The organism is Streptomyces sp. NPDC003027 (assembly GCF_053591435.1).
Window position 1 is genome coordinate 54,794 of the sequence record NZ_JBSFTU010000020.1, and the last position, 17,027, is coordinate 71,820.

Below are 17,027 nucleotides of genomic sequence, written 5' to 3' on the forward strand. Positions count from 1 at the left end.
ATGAGCACCATTGACATCCTTTCGCCGGCAGGCGACAAGGCCGGGACCGTCGAGCTCCCCACGGAGATCTTCGGCGCCAAGATCAGCATCCCGCTGATCCACCAGGTCGTCGTCGCGCAGCTGGCCGCTGCCCGCCAGGGCACGCACAAGACCAAGAGCCGTGGCGAAGTCCGTGGTGGTGGCCGCAAGCCGTACCGCCAGAAGGGCACCGGCCGCGCGCGTCAGGGTTCGACCCGTGCGCCGCAGTTCGCCGGCGGTGGCGTCGTCCACGGCCCCGTGCCGCGTGACTACTCCCAGCGCACCCCGAAGAAGATGAAGGCCGCCGCCCTGCGCGGTGCCCTCTCCGACCGGGCGAACCACTCCCGTATCCACGTCGTCACCGGCGTGGTCGAGGGTGACATCTCCACCAAGGCCGCCAAGACGCTGTTCGGCAAGATCTCGGAGCGCAAGAACCTGCTCCTGGTCGTCGAGCGCTCGGACGAGGTCGCGTGGCTCTCCGCCCGCAACCTGCCCCAGGTTCACATCCTGGAGCCGGGCCAGCTGAACACGTACGACGTGATGCGATCCGACGACGTGGTCTTCACCCAGGCCGCTCTCGAGTCCTTCGTGTCCGGCGCTGCGAAGTCGTCGGCTGCTGACACCGAAGGGAGCGAGGCCTGATGTCCGAGGCCACGATCACCAGCAAGACCTTCACGGACCCGCGCGACGTTCTCGTCAAGCCGGTTGTCTCCGAGAAGAGCTACGCCCTGCTGGACGAGAACAAGTACACGTTCATCGTCGCGCCCGGCACCAACAAGACCCAGATCAAGCAGGCCGTCGAGGCGGTCTTCTCGGTCAAGGTCACCGGGGTCAACACGATCAACCGCCAGGGCAAGCGCAAGCGCACCCGCACCGGTTTCGGCAAGCGCGCCAACACCAAGCGCGCCATCGTGACCCTTGCCGAGGGCGACCGTATCGACATCTTCGGCGGCCCGACCGCCTGACGGCGGTCGAGTCGTCCGGAATCGGACGAGGACTGAGAAATGGGAATCCGCAAGTACAAGCCGACTACGCCGGGCCGCCGTGGCTCCTCCGTAGCCGACTTCGTCGAGATCACGCGGTCCACGCCGGAGAAGTCGCTGGTCCGCCCCCTGCACAGCAAGGGCGGCCGTAACAACACCGGTCGTGTGACCGTCCGCCACCAGGGCGGTGGCCACAAGCGCGCCTACCGCGTGATCGACTTCCGTCGTCACGACAAGGACGGCGTGCCGGCCAAGGTCGCTCACATCGAGTACGACCCGAACCGCACCGCGCGCATCGCGCTGCTCCACTACGCGGACGGCGAGAAGCGCTACATCATCGCCCCGCGTGGCCTCTCGCAGGGCGACCGGGTCGAGAACGGCCCCGGCGCCGACATCAAGCCCGGTAACAACCTGGCCCTCCGCAACATCCCGGTCGGTACCACGATCCACGCGATCGAGCTCCGTCCCGGCGGTGGCGCCAAGTTCGCCCGTTCCGCGGGTGCCTCCGTGCAGCTGCTCGCGAAGGAGGGCTCGATGGCCCACCTCCGCATGCCGTCCGGTGAGATCCGTCTCGTCGACGCCCGCTGCCGCGCCACCATCGGTGAGGTCGGCAACGCCGAGCAGTCGAACATCAACTGGGGCAAGGCCGGCCGTAAGCGCTGGCTGGGCGTTCGCCCGACCGTTCGCGGTGTGGCGATGAACCCGGTTGACCACCCGCACGGTGGTGGTGAGGGCAAGACCTCCGGTGGTCGCCACCCGGTCTCCCCGTGGGGTCAGAAGGAGGGTCGTACTCGCTCGCCGAAGAAGGCTTCGAGCAAGTACATCGTCCGCCGCCGCAAGACGAACAAGAAGCGCTAGGAGCGGGTTTAGATGCCGCGCAGTCTCAAGAAGGGACCCTTCGTTGACGGCCACCTCGTGAAGAAGGTGGACGCTCAGAACGAAGCCGGTACCAAGAACGTCATCAAGACCTGGTCCCGTCGCTCGATGATCATCCCGGCCATGCTCGGCCACACGATCGCGGTGCACAACGGCAAGACCCACATTCCGGTGTTTGTCACCGAGTCGATGGTCGGCCACAAGCTCGGCGAGTTCTCGCCGACGCGCACCTTCCGGGGTCACGTGAAGGACGACCGGAAGTCGAAGCGCCGCTAGTAGCGGGGTGGAATGACCATGACAGACACTGGAAGGACAACCATGGAAGCCAGGGCCCAGGCGCGGTACATCCGCGTCACGCCCATGAAGGCCCGCCGCGTGGTGGACCTTATCCGTGGCATGGACGCCACGGAGGCTCAGGCGGTCCTGCGTTTCGCCCCGCAGGCCGCGAGCGTGCCGGTTGGCAAGGTGCTGGACAGCGCCATCGCCAACGCTGCACACAACTACGACCACAGTGACGCCTCTTCGCTGTTCATCAGCGAGGCGTACGTGGATGAGGGCCCGACCCTGAAGCGGTTCCGTCCGCGTGCTCAGGGCCGTGCCTACCGGATCCGTAAGCGGACCAGCCACATCACCGTGGTCGTCAGCAGCAAGGAAGGAACCCGGTAATGGGCCAGAAGGTTAACCCGCATGGGTTCCGGCTCGGCATCACCACGGACTTCAAGTCCCGCTGGTACGCCGACAAGCTGTACAAGGACTACGTCAAGGAAGACGTCGCCATCCGCAGGATGATGACGTCCGGCATGGAGCGCGCCGGCATCTCGAAGGTCGAGATCGAGCGCACCCGTGACCGCGTGCGGGTGGACATCCACACCGCGCGTCCGGGCATCGTCATCGGCCGCCGTGGCGCCGAGGCCGACCGCATCCGCGGCGACCTCGAGAAGCTCACGGGCAAGCAGGTCCAGCTGAACATCCTCGAGGTCAAGAACCCCGAGATGGACGCTCAGCTGGTCGCCCAGGCCGTTGCCGAGCAGCTCTCCTCCCGCGTCTCCTTCCGTCGCGCCATGCGTAAGAGCATGCAGGGCACGATGAAGGCCGGCGCCAAGGGCATCAAGATCCAGTGCGGCGGTCGCCTCGGCGGCGCCGAGATGTCCCGCTCGGAGTTCTACCGCGAGGGCCGCGTGCCCCTGCACACGCTCCGCGCGAACGTCGACTACGGCTTCTTCGAGGCCAAGACGACCTTCGGTCGCATCGGCGTGAAGGTCTGGATCTACAAGGGCGACGTCAAGAACATCGCCGAGGTCCGCGCCGAGAACGCCGCGGCCCGTGCGGGTAACCGCCCGGCCCGTGGTGCCGGCGCTGGTGACCGTCCCGCCGGCCGTGGTGGCCGCGGTGGCGAGCGTGGCGGCCGCGGCCGCAAGCCGCAGCAGCAGTCCGCGCCGGCTGCGGAGGCCCCCAAGGCCGACGCTCCCGCCGCCGCTGCCGCTCCGGCTGAGAGCACCGGAACGGAGGCCTGACCGAAATGCTGATCCCCCGTAGGGTCAAGCACCGCAAGCAGCACCACCCGAAGCGCAGCGGAATGTCCAAGGGTGGTACGCAGGTTGCGTTCGGCGAGTACGGCATTCAGGCCCTCACTCCGGCGTACGTGACCAACCGCCAGATCGAGGCGGCCCGTATCGCGATGACCCGCCACATCAAGCGTGGCGGCAAGGTCTGGATCAACATCTACCCGGACCGCCCGCTGACCAAGAAGCCTGCCGAGACCCGCATGGGTTCCGGTAAGGGTTCGCCGGAGTGGTGGATCGCGAACGTCAAGCCCGGTCGGGTGATGTTCGAGCTGTCCTACCCGAACGAGAAGATCGCGCGCGAGGCCCTGACCCGTGCGGCCCACAAGCTGCCGATGAAGTGCAAGATCGTCAAGCGCGAGGCAGGTGAGCTGTGATGACTGCCGGTACCAAGGCGTCCGAGCTGCGCGAGCTGGGCAACGAGGAGCTTCTCAACAAGCTCCGCGAGGCCAAGGAAGAGCTGTTCAACCTCCGCTTCCAGGCGGCGACTGGCCAGCTCGAGAACCACGGGCGGCTCAAGTCCGTCCGCAAGGACATCGCGCGGATCTACACCCTGATGCGTGAGCGCGAGCTGGGCATCGAGACGGTGGAGAGCGCCTGATGAGCGAGAACAACGTGACTGAGACTGACAACAAGAGCGGCTCCGCCGCGGGCTCGCGCAACGCGCGCAAGGTCCGCGAGGGCCTGGTCGTCAGCGACAAGATGGACAAGACCGTCGTCGTCGCCGTCGAGGACCGCGTCAAGCACGCGCTGTACGGCAAGGTCATCCGCCGTACGAACAAGCTCAAGGCTCACGACGAGCAGAACGCTGCCGGCGTCGGCGACCGCGTCCTCCTGATGGAGACCCGGAAGCTGTCCGCCACGAAGCACTGGCGCGTCATCGAGATCCTCGAGAAGGCCAAGTAATCACCTGAGGGGTTTCCCTCAGGTCAGTTCCGCCAGGCTCGGTGGGGCCCCACCTCGTAAGGGGCGGGTCCCCGCCGGGAACCGGCAGACAATCAGGAGATAGACGTGATCCAGCAGGAGTCGCGACTGCGTGTCGCCGACAACACTGGTGCCAAGGAGATCCTTTGCATCCGTGTTCTCGGTGGCTCCGGTCGCCGCTACGCGGGCATCGGTGACGTCATCGTCGCCACCGTCAAGGACGCGATCCCCGGTGGCAACGTGAAGAAGGGTGACGTCGTCAAGGCGGTCATCGTTCGCACCGTCAAGGAGCGCCGCCGCCAGGACGGCTCGTACATCCGCTTCGACGAGAACGCCGCTGTCATTCTCAAGAACGACGGCGACCCTCGCGGCACCCGTATCTTCGGCCCGGTGGGCCGTGAGCTGCGCGAGAAGAAGTTCATGAAGATCATCTCGCTCGCGCCGGAGGTGCTGTAAGCATGAAGATCAAGAAGGGCGACCTGGTCCAGGTCATCACCGGTAAGGACAAGGGCAAGCAGGGCAAGGTCATCGCGGCCTTCCCCCGTGAGGACCGTGTCCTGGTCGAGGGTGTCAACCGGGTCAAGAAGCACACCAAGGCCGGCCCCTCGCAGGCCGGTGGCATCGTCACGACCGAGGCGCCTGTCCACGTCTCCAACGTCCAGCTGGTCGTTGAGAAGGACGGCAACAAGGTCGTCACGCGCGTCGGTTACCGCTTCGACGACGAGGGCAACAAGATCCGCGTTGCCAAGCGGACGGGTGAGGACATCTGATGGCTACCACCACCACTCCGCGTCTCAAGACGAAGTACCGCGAGGAGATCGCGGGCAAGCTGCGTGAGGAGTTCTCGTACGAGAACGTCATGCAGATCCCCGGCCTCGTCAAGGTCGTGGTCAACATGGGTGTGGGCGACGCCGCCCGCGACTCCAAGCTGATCGAGGGCGCCATCCGCGACCTCACCACGATCACCGGCCAGAAGCCGGCCGTCACCAAGGCTCGCAAGTCCATCGCGCAGTTCAAGCTGCGTGAGGGCCAGCCGATCGGTGCGCACGTCACCCTCCGTGGCGACCGCATGTGGGAGTTCCTCGACCGCACCCTGTCGCTCGCGCTTCCGCGCATCCGCGACTTCCGTGGTCTGTCCCCCAAGCAGTTCGACGGGCGTGGCAACTACACCTTCGGTCTCACGGAGCAGGTCATGTTCCACGAGATCGACCAGGACAAGATCGACCGTGTCCGGGGTATGGACATCACCGTGGTCACCACGGCGACCAACGACGCTGAGGGCCGTGCCCTTCTCCGTCACCTCGGCTTCCCGTTCAAGGAGGCGTAAGCGAGATGGCGAAGAAGGCTCTCATCGCGAAGGCTGCCCGCAAGCCCAAGTTCGGCGTGCGCGGCTACACGCGCTGCCAGCGCTGTGGTCGTCCCCACTCCGTGTACCGCAAGTTCGGCCTGTGCCGCGTGTGCCTTCGTGAGATGGCTCACCGTGGCGAGCTGCCGGGCGTGACCAAGAGCTCCTGGTAATCCCCGTAATCACGGGATAACCGGAGTCTCTCGGTAAGCAGAGGGTTGGCGGAGGCCCACCTCTCCATGGCTTAGGCTAGGAGGGTTGGGCGTCTGCCGCCCGTACGACTTACTACGCCGTAGGTCCCCGCGCCGCACCCGTCCCGCCCCTGTGTGGGGAGAGGGATGGCGCACTGGAAACCCCGGCGAGAGAGGCCGAAGGCCAATTCATGACCATGACTGATCCGATCGCAGACATGCTCACGCGTCTGCGTAACGCGAACTCGGCATACCACGACACCGTGACGATGCCGCACAGCAAGATCAAGTCTCACATCGCGGAAATCCTCCAGCAGGAGGGCTTCATCACGGGCTGGAAGGTCGAGGACGCCGAAGTCGGCAAGAACCTCGTCCTCGAGCTCAAGTTCGGTCCGAACCGTGAGCGCTCCATCGCGGGCATCAAGCGGATCTCGAAGCCGGGCCTCCGGGTTTACGCGAAGTCCACCAACCTGCCGAAGGTCCTCGGCGGCCTGGGCGTGGCGATCATCTCCACGTCCCACGGTCTCCTGACCGGCCAGCAGGCAGGCAAGAAGGGCGTAGGTGGGGAAGTCCTCGCCTACGTCTGGTAGTCGGGAACGGAGGAATAGCTAATGTCGCGTATTGGCAAGCTGCCTATCCAGGTTCCCGCCGGCGTGGACGTCACCATCGAGGGCCGCTCGGTCACGGTGAAGGGTTCCAAGGGCACCCTGAGCCACACCGTTGCCGCGCCGATCGAGATCGTCAAGGGTGAGGACGGCGTTCTCAACGTCACCCGTCCCAACGACGAGCGTCAGAACAAGGCCCTTCACGGCCTGTCCCGCACGCTGGTGGCCAACATGATCACCGGTGTGACCCAGGGTTACGTGAAGGCGCTCGAGATCAGCGGTGTCGGTTACCGCGTGGCCGCGAAGGGCTCCAGCCTGGAGTTCCAGCTCGGCTACAGCCACCCGATCCTGGTGGAGGCGCCCGAGGGCATCTCCTTCAAGGTCGAGTCGCCGACCAAGTTCTCGGTCGAGGGCATCGACAAGCAGAAGGTCGGCGAGGTCGCGGCGAACATCCGCAAGCTGCGGAAGCCCGACCCGTACAAGGCCAAGGGCGTCAAGTACGCCGGCGAGGTCATCCGCCGCAAGGTCGGAAAGGCTGGTAAGTAAGCCATGGCATACGGTGTGAAGATCGCCAAGGGCGACGCTTACAAGCGCGCGGCCAAGGCCCGCCGTCACATTCGCATCCGCAAGAACGTGTCGGGTACGGCGGAGCGTCCGCGCCTCGTCGTGACGCGTTCCAACCGCGGTATCACCGCTCAGGTCATCGACGACCTCAAGGGTCACACCCTTGCGTCCGCGTCGAACCTGGACGCGTCGATCCGCGGCGGTGAGGGTGACAAGTCGGCGCAGGCCAAGCAGGTCGGCGCTCTCGTCGCCGAGCGCGCCAAGGCCGCGGGTGTCGAGACTGTCGTGTTCGACCGTGGTGGCAACAGGTACGCCGGGCGCATTGCCGCTCTGGCTGACGCCGCCCGCGAAGCCGGGCTGAAGTTCTAAGCCCCGGTTCCGGGACTAACGGACGTAACAGAGAGAGGTAATCCAATGGCTGGACCCCAGCGCCGCGGAAGCGGTGCCGGTGGCGGCGAGCGGCGGGACCGGAAGGGCCGCGACGGTGGCGCTGCCGCCGAGAAGACCGCGTACGTTGAGCGCGTTGTCGCGATCAACCGCGTCGCCAAGGTTGTCAAGGGTGGTCGTCGCTTCAGCTTCACCGCGCTGGTCGTGGTGGGCGACGGTGACGGCACCGTAGGTGTCGGTTACGGCAAGGCCAAGGAAGTTCCCGCGGCCATCGCCAAGGGTGTCGAGGAAGCCAAGAAGAACTTCTTCAAGGTTCCGCGCATCCAGGGCACCATCCCTCACCCGATCACGGGCGAGCGTGCCGCGGGCGTCGTGCTCCTGAAGCCGGCTTCCCCCGGTACCGGTGTTATCGCCGGTGGCCCGGTGCGCGCCGTTCTGGAGTGCGCCGGCGTTCACGACATCCTGTCGAAGTCGCTCGGCTCGTCCAACGCGATCAACATCGTGCACGCGACCGTGGCGGCCCTCAAGGGCCTGCAGCGTCCCGAGGAGATCGCGGCCCGCCGCGGTCTGCCCCTCGAGGACGTCGCCCCCGCGGCTCTGCTCCGTGCACGTGCTGGGGCGGGTGCGTAATGGCTCGCCTCAAGATCACGCAGACGAAGTCGTACATCGGCAGCAAGCAGAACCACCGCGACACTCTGCGTTCGCTCGGGCTCAAGCGCCTGAACGACGTGGTCGTCAAGGAGGACCGCCCCGAGTTCCGCGGAATGGTTCACACCGTCCGCCACCTCGTGACGGTCGAGGAGGTCGACTGACATGGCGGAGAACAACCCGCTGAAGGTCCACAACCTCCGTCCCGCCCCGGGCGCCAAGACCGCCAAGACCCGTGTCGGTCGTGGTGAGGCGTCGAAGGGTAAGACGGCCGGTCGTGGTACCAAGGGCACGAAGGCCCGTTACCAGGTTCCGGAGCGCTTCGAGGGTGGGCAGATGCCCCTCCACATGCGTCTCCCGAAGCTCAAGGGCTTCAAGAACCCGTTCCGCACCGAGTACCAGGTCGTGAACCTGGACAAGCTGGCCGCGCTCTACCCGCAGGGTGGCGAGGTCACGGTGGCCGATCTGGTCGCCAAGGGTGCGGTTCGTAAGAACCAGCTCGTCAAGGTGCTCGGCACCGGCGAGATCTCCGTGGCGCTGCAGGTGACGGTCGACGCCGTCTCCGGCTCCGCCAAGGAGAAGATCGCCGCTGCCGGCGGCACCGTCACCGAGCTCGTCTGAGACGACTCGATGGCCTGAACATCCGACCGGGGATGCCTCCCAAAAGGGGCATCCCCGGTTGGTCGTTCCTAGGGGGGCACACTCGCCGGTAAGGTGGCGTGCACTGTCTAGGCTCCGTGCGGTATGCCCGCACGGTTTTCGTGACCGTTACCTATTCGTCGAACCTCAAGACCGTCACCTCATGCGCATGGCGCGGGGGTCGCAGGAGGCACCGTGCTCACCGCGTTCGCCCGGGCGTTCAAGACGCCCGACCTGCGCAAGAAGCTGCTCTTCACGCTCGGCATCATCGTGCTGTACCGGCTCGGGGCGCACATCCCCGTGCCCGGCGTCAGCTACGAGGCCGTCCAGCAGTGTGTCGACCAGGCGAGCCAGGGGAACAACTCCCTGTTCGGCCTGGTGAACATGTTCAGTGGCGGGGCGCTGCTGCAGATCACCATCTTCGCGCTCGGCATCATGCCGTACATCACGGCGAGCATCATCCTGCAGCTGCTGACCGTCGTGATCCCACGTCTGGAAGCCCTGAAGAAGGAGGGGCAGTCCGGCACGGCGAAGATCACTCAGTACACGCGTTACCTGACGATCGCGCTCGCCATCCTCCAGGGCACCGGACTCGTGGCGACCGCTCGCACGGGTGCGCTCTTCAGCGGCTGCACGGTGGCCAACCAGGTTGTTCCCGACCAGTCCATCTTCGTGACCGTGACCATGGTCATCACGATGACCGCCGGTACCGCCGTCGTCATGTGGCTCGGTGAGCTCATCACCGACCGCGGCATCGGCAACGGCATGTCGATCCTGATGTTCATCTCGATCGCCGCCGGCTTCCCGGGCGCCCTGTGGGCCATCAAGGAGAGCGGCAAGCTCGCCAAGGGCTGGATCGAGTTCGGCACCGTCATCCTGATCGGATTCGTGATGGTGGCCCTCGTCGTCTTCGTCGAGCAGGCCCAGCGCCGGATCCCGGTGCAGTACGCGAAGCGGATGATCGGCCGCAGGTCCTACGGCGGAACGTCCACTTATATCCCGCTCAAGGTGAACCAGGCGGGTGTGATTCCCGTCATCTTCGCCTCGTCGCTGCTCTACATCCCGGCCTTGATCGCTCAGTTCTCCAGCTCGACCGCGGGCTGGAAGACCTGGATCGAAGCCCACTTCGTCAAGGGCGACCACCCCTACTACATCGCCACGTACTTCCTCCTGATCGTGTTCTTCGCCTTCTTCTACGTGGCGATCTCGTTCAACCCCGAGGAAGTCGCGGACAACATGAAGAAGTATGGTGGCTTCATCCCGGGTATCCGGGCTGGTCGACCTACTGCCGAGTATCTGAGCTTCGTGCTCAACCGGATCACTTGGCCGGGCTCGCTGTATCTGGGTCTGATCGCTCTTGTGCCGACGATGGCGTTGGCGGGCTTCGGCGGTGCCAATGCCAACTTCCCCTTCGGCGGGACGAGCATCCTCATCATCGTGGGTGTGGGGCTGGAGACCGTGAAGCAGATCGAGAGCCAGCTCCAGCAGCGCAATTACGAAGGGTTCCTCCGCTGATGCGAATCGTCCTCGTCGGACCGCCCGGGGCCGGCAAGGGTACGCAGGCCGCGTTCCTTGCCAAGAACCTGGACATCCCGCACATCTCCACGGGTGACCTGTTCCGCGCCAACATCAGTCAGGGCACGGAGCTGGGTCTGAAGGCGAAGGCGTTCATGGACGCCGGTGACCTGGTACCCGACGAGGTGACCATCGGCATGGCCAAGGACCGCATGGAGCAGCCGGACGCCGCGAACGGCTTCCTGCTCGACGGCTTCCCGCGCAACGTGGCCCAGGCCGAGGCGCTGGACGTGGTTCTCAAGGCCGAGGACATGCAGCTGGACGCGGTCCTGGACCTGGAGGTCCCCGAGGACGAGGTCGTGAAGCGGATCGCGGGTCGCCGCATCTGCCGCAACGACAGCGCGCACGTCTTCCACGTGACGTACACCCCGCCGAAGGCGGAGGGCGTGTGTGACGTGTGCGGCGGCGAGCTCTACCAGCGCGACGACGACTCCGAGGAGACCGTCCGCCGGCGCCTGGAGGTCTACCACACGCAGACCGAGCCGATCATCGACTACTACCGGGCGCAGAACCTGGTCGTGACGATCTCGGCGCTCGGCAAGGTGGACGAGGTCACCGGTCGCGCGATGGCGGCGCTGAAGAAGAGCTGACCCACACGGTTCGTGCGATACGGCCGCGGTGCCCCTCGGGGGCGCCGCGGCCGTATCGTTGTTCTGTCTCCCGTACTCGATGGAAAGGCCCCGGCCACGATGGTGCAGATCAAGACCCCCGAGCAGATCGCGAAGATGCGCGAGGCGGGGCTGGTCGTCGCCGCCATCCATGCGGCGACCCGTGAGGCGGCCGTGCCGGGCGCCACGACGAAGGACCTGGACGAGGTCGCGCGGAAGGTGATCGCCGACCACGGGGCGAAGTCGAACTTCCTCGGGTACGGCGGCTTCCCCGCGACGATCTGCACCTCGGTGAACGAGGTCGTCGTCCACGGCATCCCGGACGAGAAGACGGTCCTCAAGGACGGGGACATCATCTCCATCGACTGCGGCGCGATCATCGACGGCTGGCACGGCGACGCGGCGTACACGGCGTTCGTGGGCACGGGGCACGCCCCGGAGCTGATCGAGCTCTCGCGGGTGACCGAGGAGTCGATGTGGGCCGGCATCGCCGCGATGAAGAACGGTAACCGGCTGGTGGACATCTCGCGCGCGATCGAGACGTACATCCGCCGCCAGCCGAAGCCGGGCGGCGGCAAGTACGGCATCGTCGAGGACTACGGCGGCCACGGCATCGGCACCGAGATGCACATGGACCCGCACCTGCTGAACTACGTCTCGCGCAAGCGCGGCAAGGGCCCGAAGCTGGTCCCCGGCTTCTGCCTGGCGATCGAGCCGATGGTCTCGCTGGGCACGCCCCGTACGGAGGTCCTGGCGGACGACTGGACGGTCATCACGACCGACGGCACCTGGTCCTCCCACTGGGAGCACTCCGTGGCCCTCACGGAGGACGGACCGCTGGTCCTGACGGCCCCCGACGGCGGCAAGGCGAAGCTGGCGGAGCTGGGCGTCACCGCGGCGCCCGATCCCCTGGCATAGCGGCCCGAACCGCCGCGCCGCTTCTTGCGTAGGGATCTTCCCGGGTGGGCAGACTTCCCGGATTCGTCTTTTCCAAGGGCCTGGCGTAGACTGATGCGTCGGCTCTCGTGTACCCGTGTGTCCGCATACGGGGGCGGGAGTCGATCAAGGTAGCCGATTCGAAAGGCGAAGCGTGGCCAAGAAGCAAGGTGCCATCGAAATCGAGGGCACCGTGATCGAGTCCCTCCCGAACGCCATGTTCAAGGTGGAGCTCCAGAACGGTCACAAGGTCCTCGCGCACATCTCCGGCAAGATGCGGATGCACTACATCCGAATCCTTCCGGACGACCGGGTCGTGGTGGAGCTCTCTCCGTACGACCTGACGCGTGGCCGGATCGTCTACCGGTACAAGTAGATCTTGCCCGCACCCCGCATCTTCCGTGCGCGGGTGGTGGCACTGACCCGGAGAACCTCACATCCCATGAAGGTCAAGCCGAGCGTCAAGAAGATCTGCGACAAGTGCAAGGTGATCCGCCGTCACGGCCGGGTCATGGTCATCTGCGACAACCTGCGCCACAAGCAGCGCCAGGGCTGACGCACGCCGACCGACCTGCACCTCCGCAGTTCTTCGCGCGACGCAAGCAAACGTACATACGCAGAGCCCGTCGGGCCGTGTTCCACGGCTGACGGCACCTCCGGCGGGGGCCGGGGACCCGTTCCGTACCTCATACGGCGTGGCGGGAGTGGCTTTGCGGAAGACCCCCGAACACACAGGAGCCATTGAATGGCACGCGTTTCCGGTGTTGACATCCCGCGTGAAAAGCGTGTGGAGATCGCACTCACCTACGTCTTCGGTATCGGGCGCACCCGGTCCAAGGAGATCCTCGACTCCACCGGCGTGAACCCGAACACCCGCGTTCGTGACCTGGCCGAAGAGGACCTGGTCAAGATCCGCGAGTACGTGGACGCCAACCTCCGCACCGAGGGTGACCTCCGCCGCGAGATCCAGGGCGACATCCGCCGCAAGATCGAGATCGGCTGCTACCAGGGTATCCGCCACCGTCGCGGCCTCCCGGTGCACGGTCAGCGCACCAGCACGAACGCCCGTACCCGCAAGGGCCCGCGTCGCGCCATCGCCGGCAAGAAGAAGCCGGGCAAGAAGTAGTCCTCAGCGGACGCTTGACCACACGGTCTTCGCTGTAGGACCGACCACCTCCCGTAGGAGATATAGATGCCCCCCAAGGGTCGTCAGGGCGCTGCCAAGAAGGTGCGCCGCAAGGAAAAGAAGAACGTCGCTCACGGCCACGCGCACATCAAGAGCACGTTCAACAACACGATCGTCTCGATCACGGACCCCTCGGGCAACGTGATCTCCTGGGCCTCCGCCGGCCACGTCGGCTTCAAGGGCTCGCGCAAGTCGACTCCGTTCGCCGCGCAGATGGCCGCCGAGTCGGCCGCTCGCCGCGCGCAGGAGCACGGCATGCGCAAGGTCGACGTCTTCGTCAAGGGGCCGGGCTCCGGCCGCGAGACCGCGATCCGCTCCCTCCAGGCCACGGGCCTCGAGGTCGGTTCGATCCAGGACGTCACCCCCACGCCGCACAACGGCTGCCGTCCGCCGAAGCGTCGTCGCGTCTGACGCACGACCGGCAACGGTCCGAGGGACTGGGCGGTACGGCTCTTCGGAGGCGTGCCGCCCGTACCCTTGCAGTACCTCGGGACATCAAATAGTGGGTGTCCATGACTGAAGGATTCACATCATGCTGATCGCTCAGCGTCCCTCGCTGACCGAAGAGGTCGTCGACGAGTACCGCTCGCGGTTCGTCATCGAGCCCCTGGAGCCGGGCTTCGGCTACACGCTCGGCAACAGCCTCCGTCGTACGCTCCTCTCCTCGATCCCGGGTGCGGCCGTCACGTCCATCCGTATCGACGGTGTCCTGCACGAGTTCACCACCGTGCCGGGCGTCAAGGAGGACGTCACCGACCTCATCCTGAACATCAAGCAGCTGGTCGTTTCCTCGGAGCACGACGAGCCGGTCGTGATGTACCTGCGCAAGCAGGGCCCCGGCCTGGTCACCGCTGCCGACATCGCCCCGCCGGCCGGTGTCGAGGTGCACAACCCCGACCTGGTGCTCGCCACGCTCAACGGCAAGGGCAAGCTGGAGATGGAGCTGACCGTCGAGCGCGGTCGCGGCTACGTCTCCGCCGTGCAGAACAAGCAGGTGGGCCAGGAGATCGGCCGTATCCCGGTCGACTCCATCTACTCGCCGGTGCTCAAGGTCACGTACAAGGTCGAGGCGACCCGTGTCGAGCAGCGCACCGACTTCGACAAGCTGATCGTCGACGTCGAGACCAAGCAGGCCATGCGCCCGCGTGACGCCATGGCGTCCGCCGGCAAGACCCTGGTCGAGCTGTTCGGTCTGGCGCGCGAGCTCAACATCGACGCCGAGGGCATCGACATGGGCCCGTCCCCGACGGACGCCGCCCTCGCCGCCGACCTGGCGCTGCCGATCGAGGAGCTCGAGCTCACCGTTCGTTCGTACAACTGCCTCAAGCGTGAGGGCATCCACTCCGTGGGTGAGCTCGTGGCGCGCTCCGAGGCCGACCTGCTCGACATCCGCAACTTCGGTGCGAAGTCGATCGACGAGGTCAAGGCGAAGCTGGCCGGCATGGGCCTGGCCCTCAAGGACAGCCCGCCCGGATTCGACCCGACCGCCGCCGCCGACGCCTTCGGCGCCGACGACGACGCGGACGCGGGCTTCGTCGAGACCGAGCAGTACTGATCGCTGCCCGTAGGCGACCGCCTGCGGGGCCCTGACCCCGGTACCTGATACGGCCGGGGCAGATCACAAGGAGAAACACCATGCCGAAGCCCGCCAAGGGTGCCCGTCTGGGCGGCAGCGCCGCGCACGAGAAGCTGCTCCTCGCCAACCTGGCGAAGTCGCTCTTCGAGCACGGCCGCATCACGACGACCGAGGCCAAGGCCCGCCGCCTGCGTCCGGTCGCCGAGCGCCTGATCACCAAGGCGAAGAAGGGCGACATCCACAACCGTCGCCTGGTGCTGCAGACGATCACCGACAAGGGCGTCGTCCACACCCTCTTCACCGAGATCGCGCCGCGCTACTCCGAGCGTCCCGGTGGCTACACCCGTATCACCAAGATCGGCAACCGTCGTGGCGACAACGCCCCGATGGCCGTGATCGAGCTGGTCGAGGGTGAGATCGCCAAGAAGGCGACCGTCGCCGAGGCCGAGGCCGCCACCAAGCGTGCGGTCAAGGAGGACGAGGCCAAGGTCGAGGAGACCAAGGCCGAGGACGCCACCGAGGCTCCGGCCGAGGAGGCGAAGGACGCGTAAGCGTTCTTCCGTTTTTCTCGTGGGCGGGCCCGTACCCCTGGGGGTACGGGCCCGCTCCCGTACGCAGAGGTTTTGAGAGGAATCAGCGCGTGAGCGACGACGTGCAGCCCGGATTCGTACGCATCCGGCTCGACCTGTCCTACGACGGCAGGGACTTCTCCGGCTGGGCCAAGCAGGCCCGCGGCCAGCGGACCGTCCAGGGCGACATCGAGGACGCCCTGAAGACCGTGACCCGCTCCAAGGAGACGTACGAGCTGACCGTCGCGGGCCGCACCGACGCCGGGGTGCACGCCCGCGGCCAGGTGGCCCACGTCGATCTGCCCGTCGAGCTGTGGGCCGAGCACCGGGACAAGCTGCTGCGGCGGCTCGCCGGGCGCCTCTCGCACGACGTACGCGTCTGGCGGCTGACCGAGGCCCCCAGCGGCTTCAACGCCCGCTTCTCCGCCGTCTGGCGCCGCTACGCCTACCGCGTCACCGACAACCCCGGCGGCGTCGACCCGCTCCTGCGCGGCCATGTCCTGTGGCACGACTGGGCCCTCGACATGGACGCGATGAACGCCGCGGCCGAGCGTCTCGTCGGCGAGCACGACTTCGCCGCCTACTGCAAGAAGCGCGACGGCGCCACCACCATCCGGACGCTCCAGGAGCTGCGCTGGGAGCGGCGGCCCGGGGGCATCCTGGAGGCCACCGTCAAGGCGGACGCCTTCTGCCACAACATGGTCCGCTCGCTGGTCGGCGCGCTGCTGTTCGTCGGTGACGGACACCGGCCGGTCGACTGGCCGGCGAAGGTCCTGGCGGCGGGGGTACGGGACTCGGCCGTGCATGTCGTCCGCCCGCACGGCCTCACCCTCGAAGAGGTCGGCTACCCGGCCGACGAGCTCCTGGCCGCCCGCAATCTGGAAGCCAGGAACAAGCGGTCACTCCCCGGGAGCTCCGGCTGCTGCTGAGGCCTGGGCGCGGCCGCGGGCGTAGATCTGGTTGAAGGCGAAGGCGCCGAGGTCGTCGCTGACCTGGTAGACGGCCTCCTCCGCCTCGGTGACCTTCTTGCCGTTCGTGAAGCCCGCCTGGGTGAAGTACGCGTACCGGCCGATCGAGTTCGAACGGCGCAGACAGACCGTCGCGCGGCAGAAGTCGGCCACACCCGAGCCGGCCAGCGGGGCGATACCGCCCTTGGCCTGCTGCTTCGCCTTCAGCGCCTCGGCCTCGGTGGAGAAGACGGCCACGCCGACGGTGACGGCGACCCCGTCCCTCACGTACGTGGCGCGCAGCACCCGGTCGCAGCCGTTCTTCTCCAGGATCGAGCCGAGGGGGCCCTGCGCGACGTTCGCGCAGGCGGTCGTCGACGAGGTCGCGCCCTTCTTGTAGGCGCGGCCGCTCATGGTCAGCTTCTTGCCCGGGAAGAGGCCCTCGGCGCTGAGCGGCGCCTTGTCCTTCGCCTCATTGGAGATGAAGTCCTTGGGGTCGGGCGGGGGCGGCGGCGCCACGGAGGAGAACGTCGGGGTGGGGGTGAGGGAGTCGTCGGGCGTGGCGGAGCCGGTCGGCGTGACCGAGCCGTTCTTGGCCGTGTCGTCGCTCCCGCCGCCGCTCACGATCGCGGTGGCGACGATCGCGCCGACCACGAGGACGGCGAGCGCGCCGCCGCCGAGGATCATCCGGCGCTTGCGGCGGCTACGGGCCGCGGAGGCTTCCGCGAGCGCGCTCCAGTCCGGCGTGTCCGGCGCGTGCGCGCCGGGAAACGGGTCGGGCTGCTGCTGTCCGTACGGCTGCGCGCCGTGCTGCTGCGGCTCCTGCGGCCACCGGGGTCCCCCAAAGCTCATGCCGCGCATCCTAATCCGGTTGGGAGACGGGGGCGT

The 17,027-nt window shown here is 66.8% G+C and carries 30 protein-coding genes; 29 read left to right on the forward strand and 1 reads right to left on the reverse strand.

The window, feature by feature from the left end; all coding sequences use genetic code 11:
- The 29 genes from rplD to truA all read left to right on the forward strand — a co-directional run bounded on the left by rplD (position 1) and on the right by truA (position 16,121).
- Entirely contained in the window at positions 1–660 is a 660-nt protein-coding gene (gene rplD / locus ACWDX6_RS16600; protein WP_403287905.1) for a 50S ribosomal protein L4, read from the forward strand.
- Complete coding sequence (gene rplW / locus ACWDX6_RS16605) at positions 660–983, forward strand: 50S ribosomal protein L23 (RefSeq protein ID WP_451485644.1); 324 nt, start codon at positions 660–662, stop codon at positions 981–983. The genes rplD and rplW overlap by 1 nt, the downstream gene beginning before the upstream one ends.
- A gap of 39 nt (positions 984–1,022) precedes the next feature.
- Positions 1,023–1,859: a 50S ribosomal protein L2 gene (gene rplB, locus ACWDX6_RS16610; protein WP_403287906.1), complete on the forward strand. Its 837-nt coding sequence runs from the start codon at positions 1,023–1,025 to the stop codon at positions 1,857–1,859.
- Positions 1,860–1,871: 12 nt separating this feature from the next.
- On the forward strand, positions 1,872–2,153 hold the full coding sequence (gene rpsS, locus ACWDX6_RS16615; RefSeq protein WP_015035577.1) for a 30S ribosomal protein S19: 282 nt from the start codon (positions 1,872–1,874) through the stop codon (positions 2,151–2,153).
- A gap of 42 nt (positions 2,154–2,195) precedes the next feature.
- On the forward strand, positions 2,196–2,543 hold the full coding sequence (rplV, locus tag ACWDX6_RS16620) for a 50S ribosomal protein L22 (RefSeq protein ID WP_058848120.1): 348 nt from the start codon (positions 2,196–2,198) through the stop codon (positions 2,541–2,543).
- On the forward strand, positions 2,543–3,391 hold the full coding sequence (gene rpsC, locus ACWDX6_RS16625) for a 30S ribosomal protein S3 (RefSeq protein ID WP_017239578.1): 849 nt from the start codon (positions 2,543–2,545) through the stop codon (positions 3,389–3,391). The genes rplV and rpsC overlap by 1 nt, the downstream gene beginning before the upstream one ends.
- A 5-nt stretch (positions 3,392–3,396) precedes the next feature.
- Complete coding sequence (gene rplP / locus ACWDX6_RS16630) at positions 3,397–3,816, forward strand: 50S ribosomal protein L16 (protein ID WP_015035580.1); 420 nt, start codon at positions 3,397–3,399, stop codon at positions 3,814–3,816.
- Positions 3,816–4,040, forward strand: coding sequence for a 50S ribosomal protein L29 (gene rpmC / locus ACWDX6_RS16635; RefSeq protein WP_030214018.1), 225 nt, complete (start codon positions 3,816–3,818; stop codon positions 4,038–4,040). The genes rplP and rpmC overlap by 1 nt, the downstream gene beginning before the upstream one ends.
- Positions 4,040–4,345, forward strand: a complete 306-nt coding sequence (gene rpsQ, locus ACWDX6_RS16640; RefSeq protein WP_451485645.1) for a 30S ribosomal protein S17 — start codon at positions 4,040–4,042, stop codon at positions 4,343–4,345. The genes rpmC and rpsQ overlap by 1 nt, the downstream gene beginning before the upstream one ends.
- 105 nt (positions 4,346–4,450) lie before the next feature.
- Complete coding sequence (gene rplN / locus ACWDX6_RS16645; protein ID WP_003956455.1) at positions 4,451–4,819, forward strand: 50S ribosomal protein L14; 369 nt, start codon at positions 4,451–4,453, stop codon at positions 4,817–4,819.
- Between the two features lie 2 nt (positions 4,820–4,821).
- A complete protein-coding gene (gene rplX / locus ACWDX6_RS16650) occupies positions 4,822–5,133 on the forward strand; it encodes a 50S ribosomal protein L24 (RefSeq protein ID WP_158989426.1) in 312 nt (103 codons plus the stop codon).
- Positions 5,133–5,690, forward strand: coding sequence for a 50S ribosomal protein L5 (gene rplE, locus ACWDX6_RS16655; RefSeq protein WP_260229393.1), 558 nt, complete (start codon positions 5,133–5,135; stop codon positions 5,688–5,690). The genes rplX and rplE overlap by 1 nt, the downstream gene beginning before the upstream one ends.
- A 5-nt stretch (positions 5,691–5,695) precedes the next feature.
- The gene (locus ACWDX6_RS16660) at positions 5,696–5,881 is read left to right on the forward strand and encodes a type Z 30S ribosomal protein S14 (protein WP_003948630.1); all 186 of its coding nucleotides are present in this window, start codon (positions 5,696–5,698) and stop codon (positions 5,879–5,881) included.
- A 209-nt stretch (positions 5,882–6,090) separates the two neighbouring features.
- The gene (rpsH, locus tag ACWDX6_RS16665) at positions 6,091–6,489 is read left to right on the forward strand and encodes a 30S ribosomal protein S8 (RefSeq protein WP_030209003.1); all 399 of its coding nucleotides are present in this window, start codon (positions 6,091–6,093) and stop codon (positions 6,487–6,489) included.
- A gap of 21 nt (positions 6,490–6,510) precedes the next feature.
- A complete protein-coding gene (gene rplF, locus ACWDX6_RS16670; RefSeq protein ID WP_451485646.1) occupies positions 6,511–7,050 on the forward strand; it encodes a 50S ribosomal protein L6 in 540 nt (179 codons plus the stop codon).
- 3 nt (positions 7,051–7,053) lie between these two features.
- A complete protein-coding gene (rplR, locus tag ACWDX6_RS16675; RefSeq protein WP_351793016.1) occupies positions 7,054–7,437 on the forward strand; it encodes a 50S ribosomal protein L18 in 384 nt (127 codons plus the stop codon).
- 45 nt (positions 7,438–7,482) lie between these two features.
- Positions 7,483–8,085, forward strand: a complete 603-nt coding sequence (gene rpsE / locus ACWDX6_RS16680) for a 30S ribosomal protein S5 (RefSeq protein WP_030214033.1) — start codon at positions 7,483–7,485, stop codon at positions 8,083–8,085.
- Entirely contained in the window at positions 8,085–8,267 is a 183-nt protein-coding gene (gene rpmD / locus ACWDX6_RS16685; protein ID WP_005313525.1) for a 50S ribosomal protein L30, read from the forward strand. Before rpsE ends, rpmD begins: the two co-directional genes overlap by 1 nt.
- 1 nt (position 8,268) lies before the next feature.
- The gene (gene rplO, locus ACWDX6_RS16690; protein ID WP_403287911.1) at positions 8,269–8,724 is read left to right on the forward strand and encodes a 50S ribosomal protein L15; all 456 of its coding nucleotides are present in this window, start codon (positions 8,269–8,271) and stop codon (positions 8,722–8,724) included.
- Between the two features lie 213 nt (positions 8,725–8,937).
- Positions 8,938–10,257, forward strand: a complete 1,320-nt coding sequence (secY, locus tag ACWDX6_RS16695; RefSeq protein WP_356886089.1) for a preprotein translocase subunit SecY — start codon at positions 8,938–8,940, stop codon at positions 10,255–10,257.
- Positions 10,257–10,907, forward strand: a complete 651-nt coding sequence (locus ACWDX6_RS16700) for an adenylate kinase (RefSeq protein ID WP_451485647.1) — start codon at positions 10,257–10,259, stop codon at positions 10,905–10,907. Before secY ends, ACWDX6_RS16700 begins: the two co-directional genes overlap by 1 nt.
- A gap of 99 nt (positions 10,908–11,006) precedes the next feature.
- Complete coding sequence (map, locus tag ACWDX6_RS16705; RefSeq protein WP_356886085.1) at positions 11,007–11,843, forward strand: type I methionyl aminopeptidase; 837 nt, start codon at positions 11,007–11,009, stop codon at positions 11,841–11,843.
- A 172-nt stretch (positions 11,844–12,015) separates the two neighbouring features.
- Positions 12,016–12,237, forward strand: a complete 222-nt coding sequence (gene infA / locus ACWDX6_RS16710) for a translation initiation factor IF-1 (RefSeq protein ID WP_003956442.1) — start codon at positions 12,016–12,018, stop codon at positions 12,235–12,237.
- Positions 12,238–12,303: 66 nt separating this feature from the next.
- A complete protein-coding gene (gene rpmJ, locus ACWDX6_RS16715) occupies positions 12,304–12,417 on the forward strand; it encodes a 50S ribosomal protein L36 (protein ID WP_003956441.1) in 114 nt (37 codons plus the stop codon).
- A 189-nt stretch (positions 12,418–12,606) separates the two neighbouring features.
- Positions 12,607–12,987, forward strand: coding sequence for a 30S ribosomal protein S13 (gene rpsM, locus ACWDX6_RS16720; RefSeq protein ID WP_451485648.1), 381 nt, complete (start codon positions 12,607–12,609; stop codon positions 12,985–12,987).
- 66 nt (positions 12,988–13,053) lie between these two features.
- Positions 13,054–13,458: a 30S ribosomal protein S11 gene (gene rpsK / locus ACWDX6_RS16725; protein ID WP_003956432.1), complete on the forward strand. Its 405-nt coding sequence runs from the start codon at positions 13,054–13,056 to the stop codon at positions 13,456–13,458.
- A gap of 121 nt (positions 13,459–13,579) precedes the next feature.
- A complete protein-coding gene (locus tag ACWDX6_RS16730; RefSeq protein ID WP_003956430.1) occupies positions 13,580–14,602 on the forward strand; it encodes a DNA-directed RNA polymerase subunit alpha in 1,023 nt (340 codons plus the stop codon).
- A gap of 80 nt (positions 14,603–14,682) precedes the next feature.
- On the forward strand, positions 14,683–15,174 hold the full coding sequence (gene rplQ, locus ACWDX6_RS16735) for a 50S ribosomal protein L17 (RefSeq protein ID WP_403287915.1): 492 nt from the start codon (positions 14,683–14,685) through the stop codon (positions 15,172–15,174).
- Positions 15,175–15,263: 89 nt separating this feature from the next.
- The gene (truA, locus tag ACWDX6_RS16740) at positions 15,264–16,121 is read left to right on the forward strand and encodes a tRNA pseudouridine(38-40) synthase TruA (RefSeq protein WP_451485649.1); all 858 of its coding nucleotides are present in this window, start codon (positions 15,264–15,266) and stop codon (positions 16,119–16,121) included.
- On the opposite strand, the gene ACWDX6_RS16745 is transcribed toward truA, so the two are convergent.
- Positions 16,092–16,991, reverse strand: a complete 900-nt coding sequence (locus tag ACWDX6_RS16745; RefSeq protein WP_451485650.1) for a hypothetical protein — start codon at positions 16,989–16,991, stop codon at positions 16,092–16,094. The two genes, truA and ACWDX6_RS16745, sit on opposite strands and share 30 nt — an antisense overlap.
- Positions 16,992–17,027 lie beyond the last annotated feature (36 nt).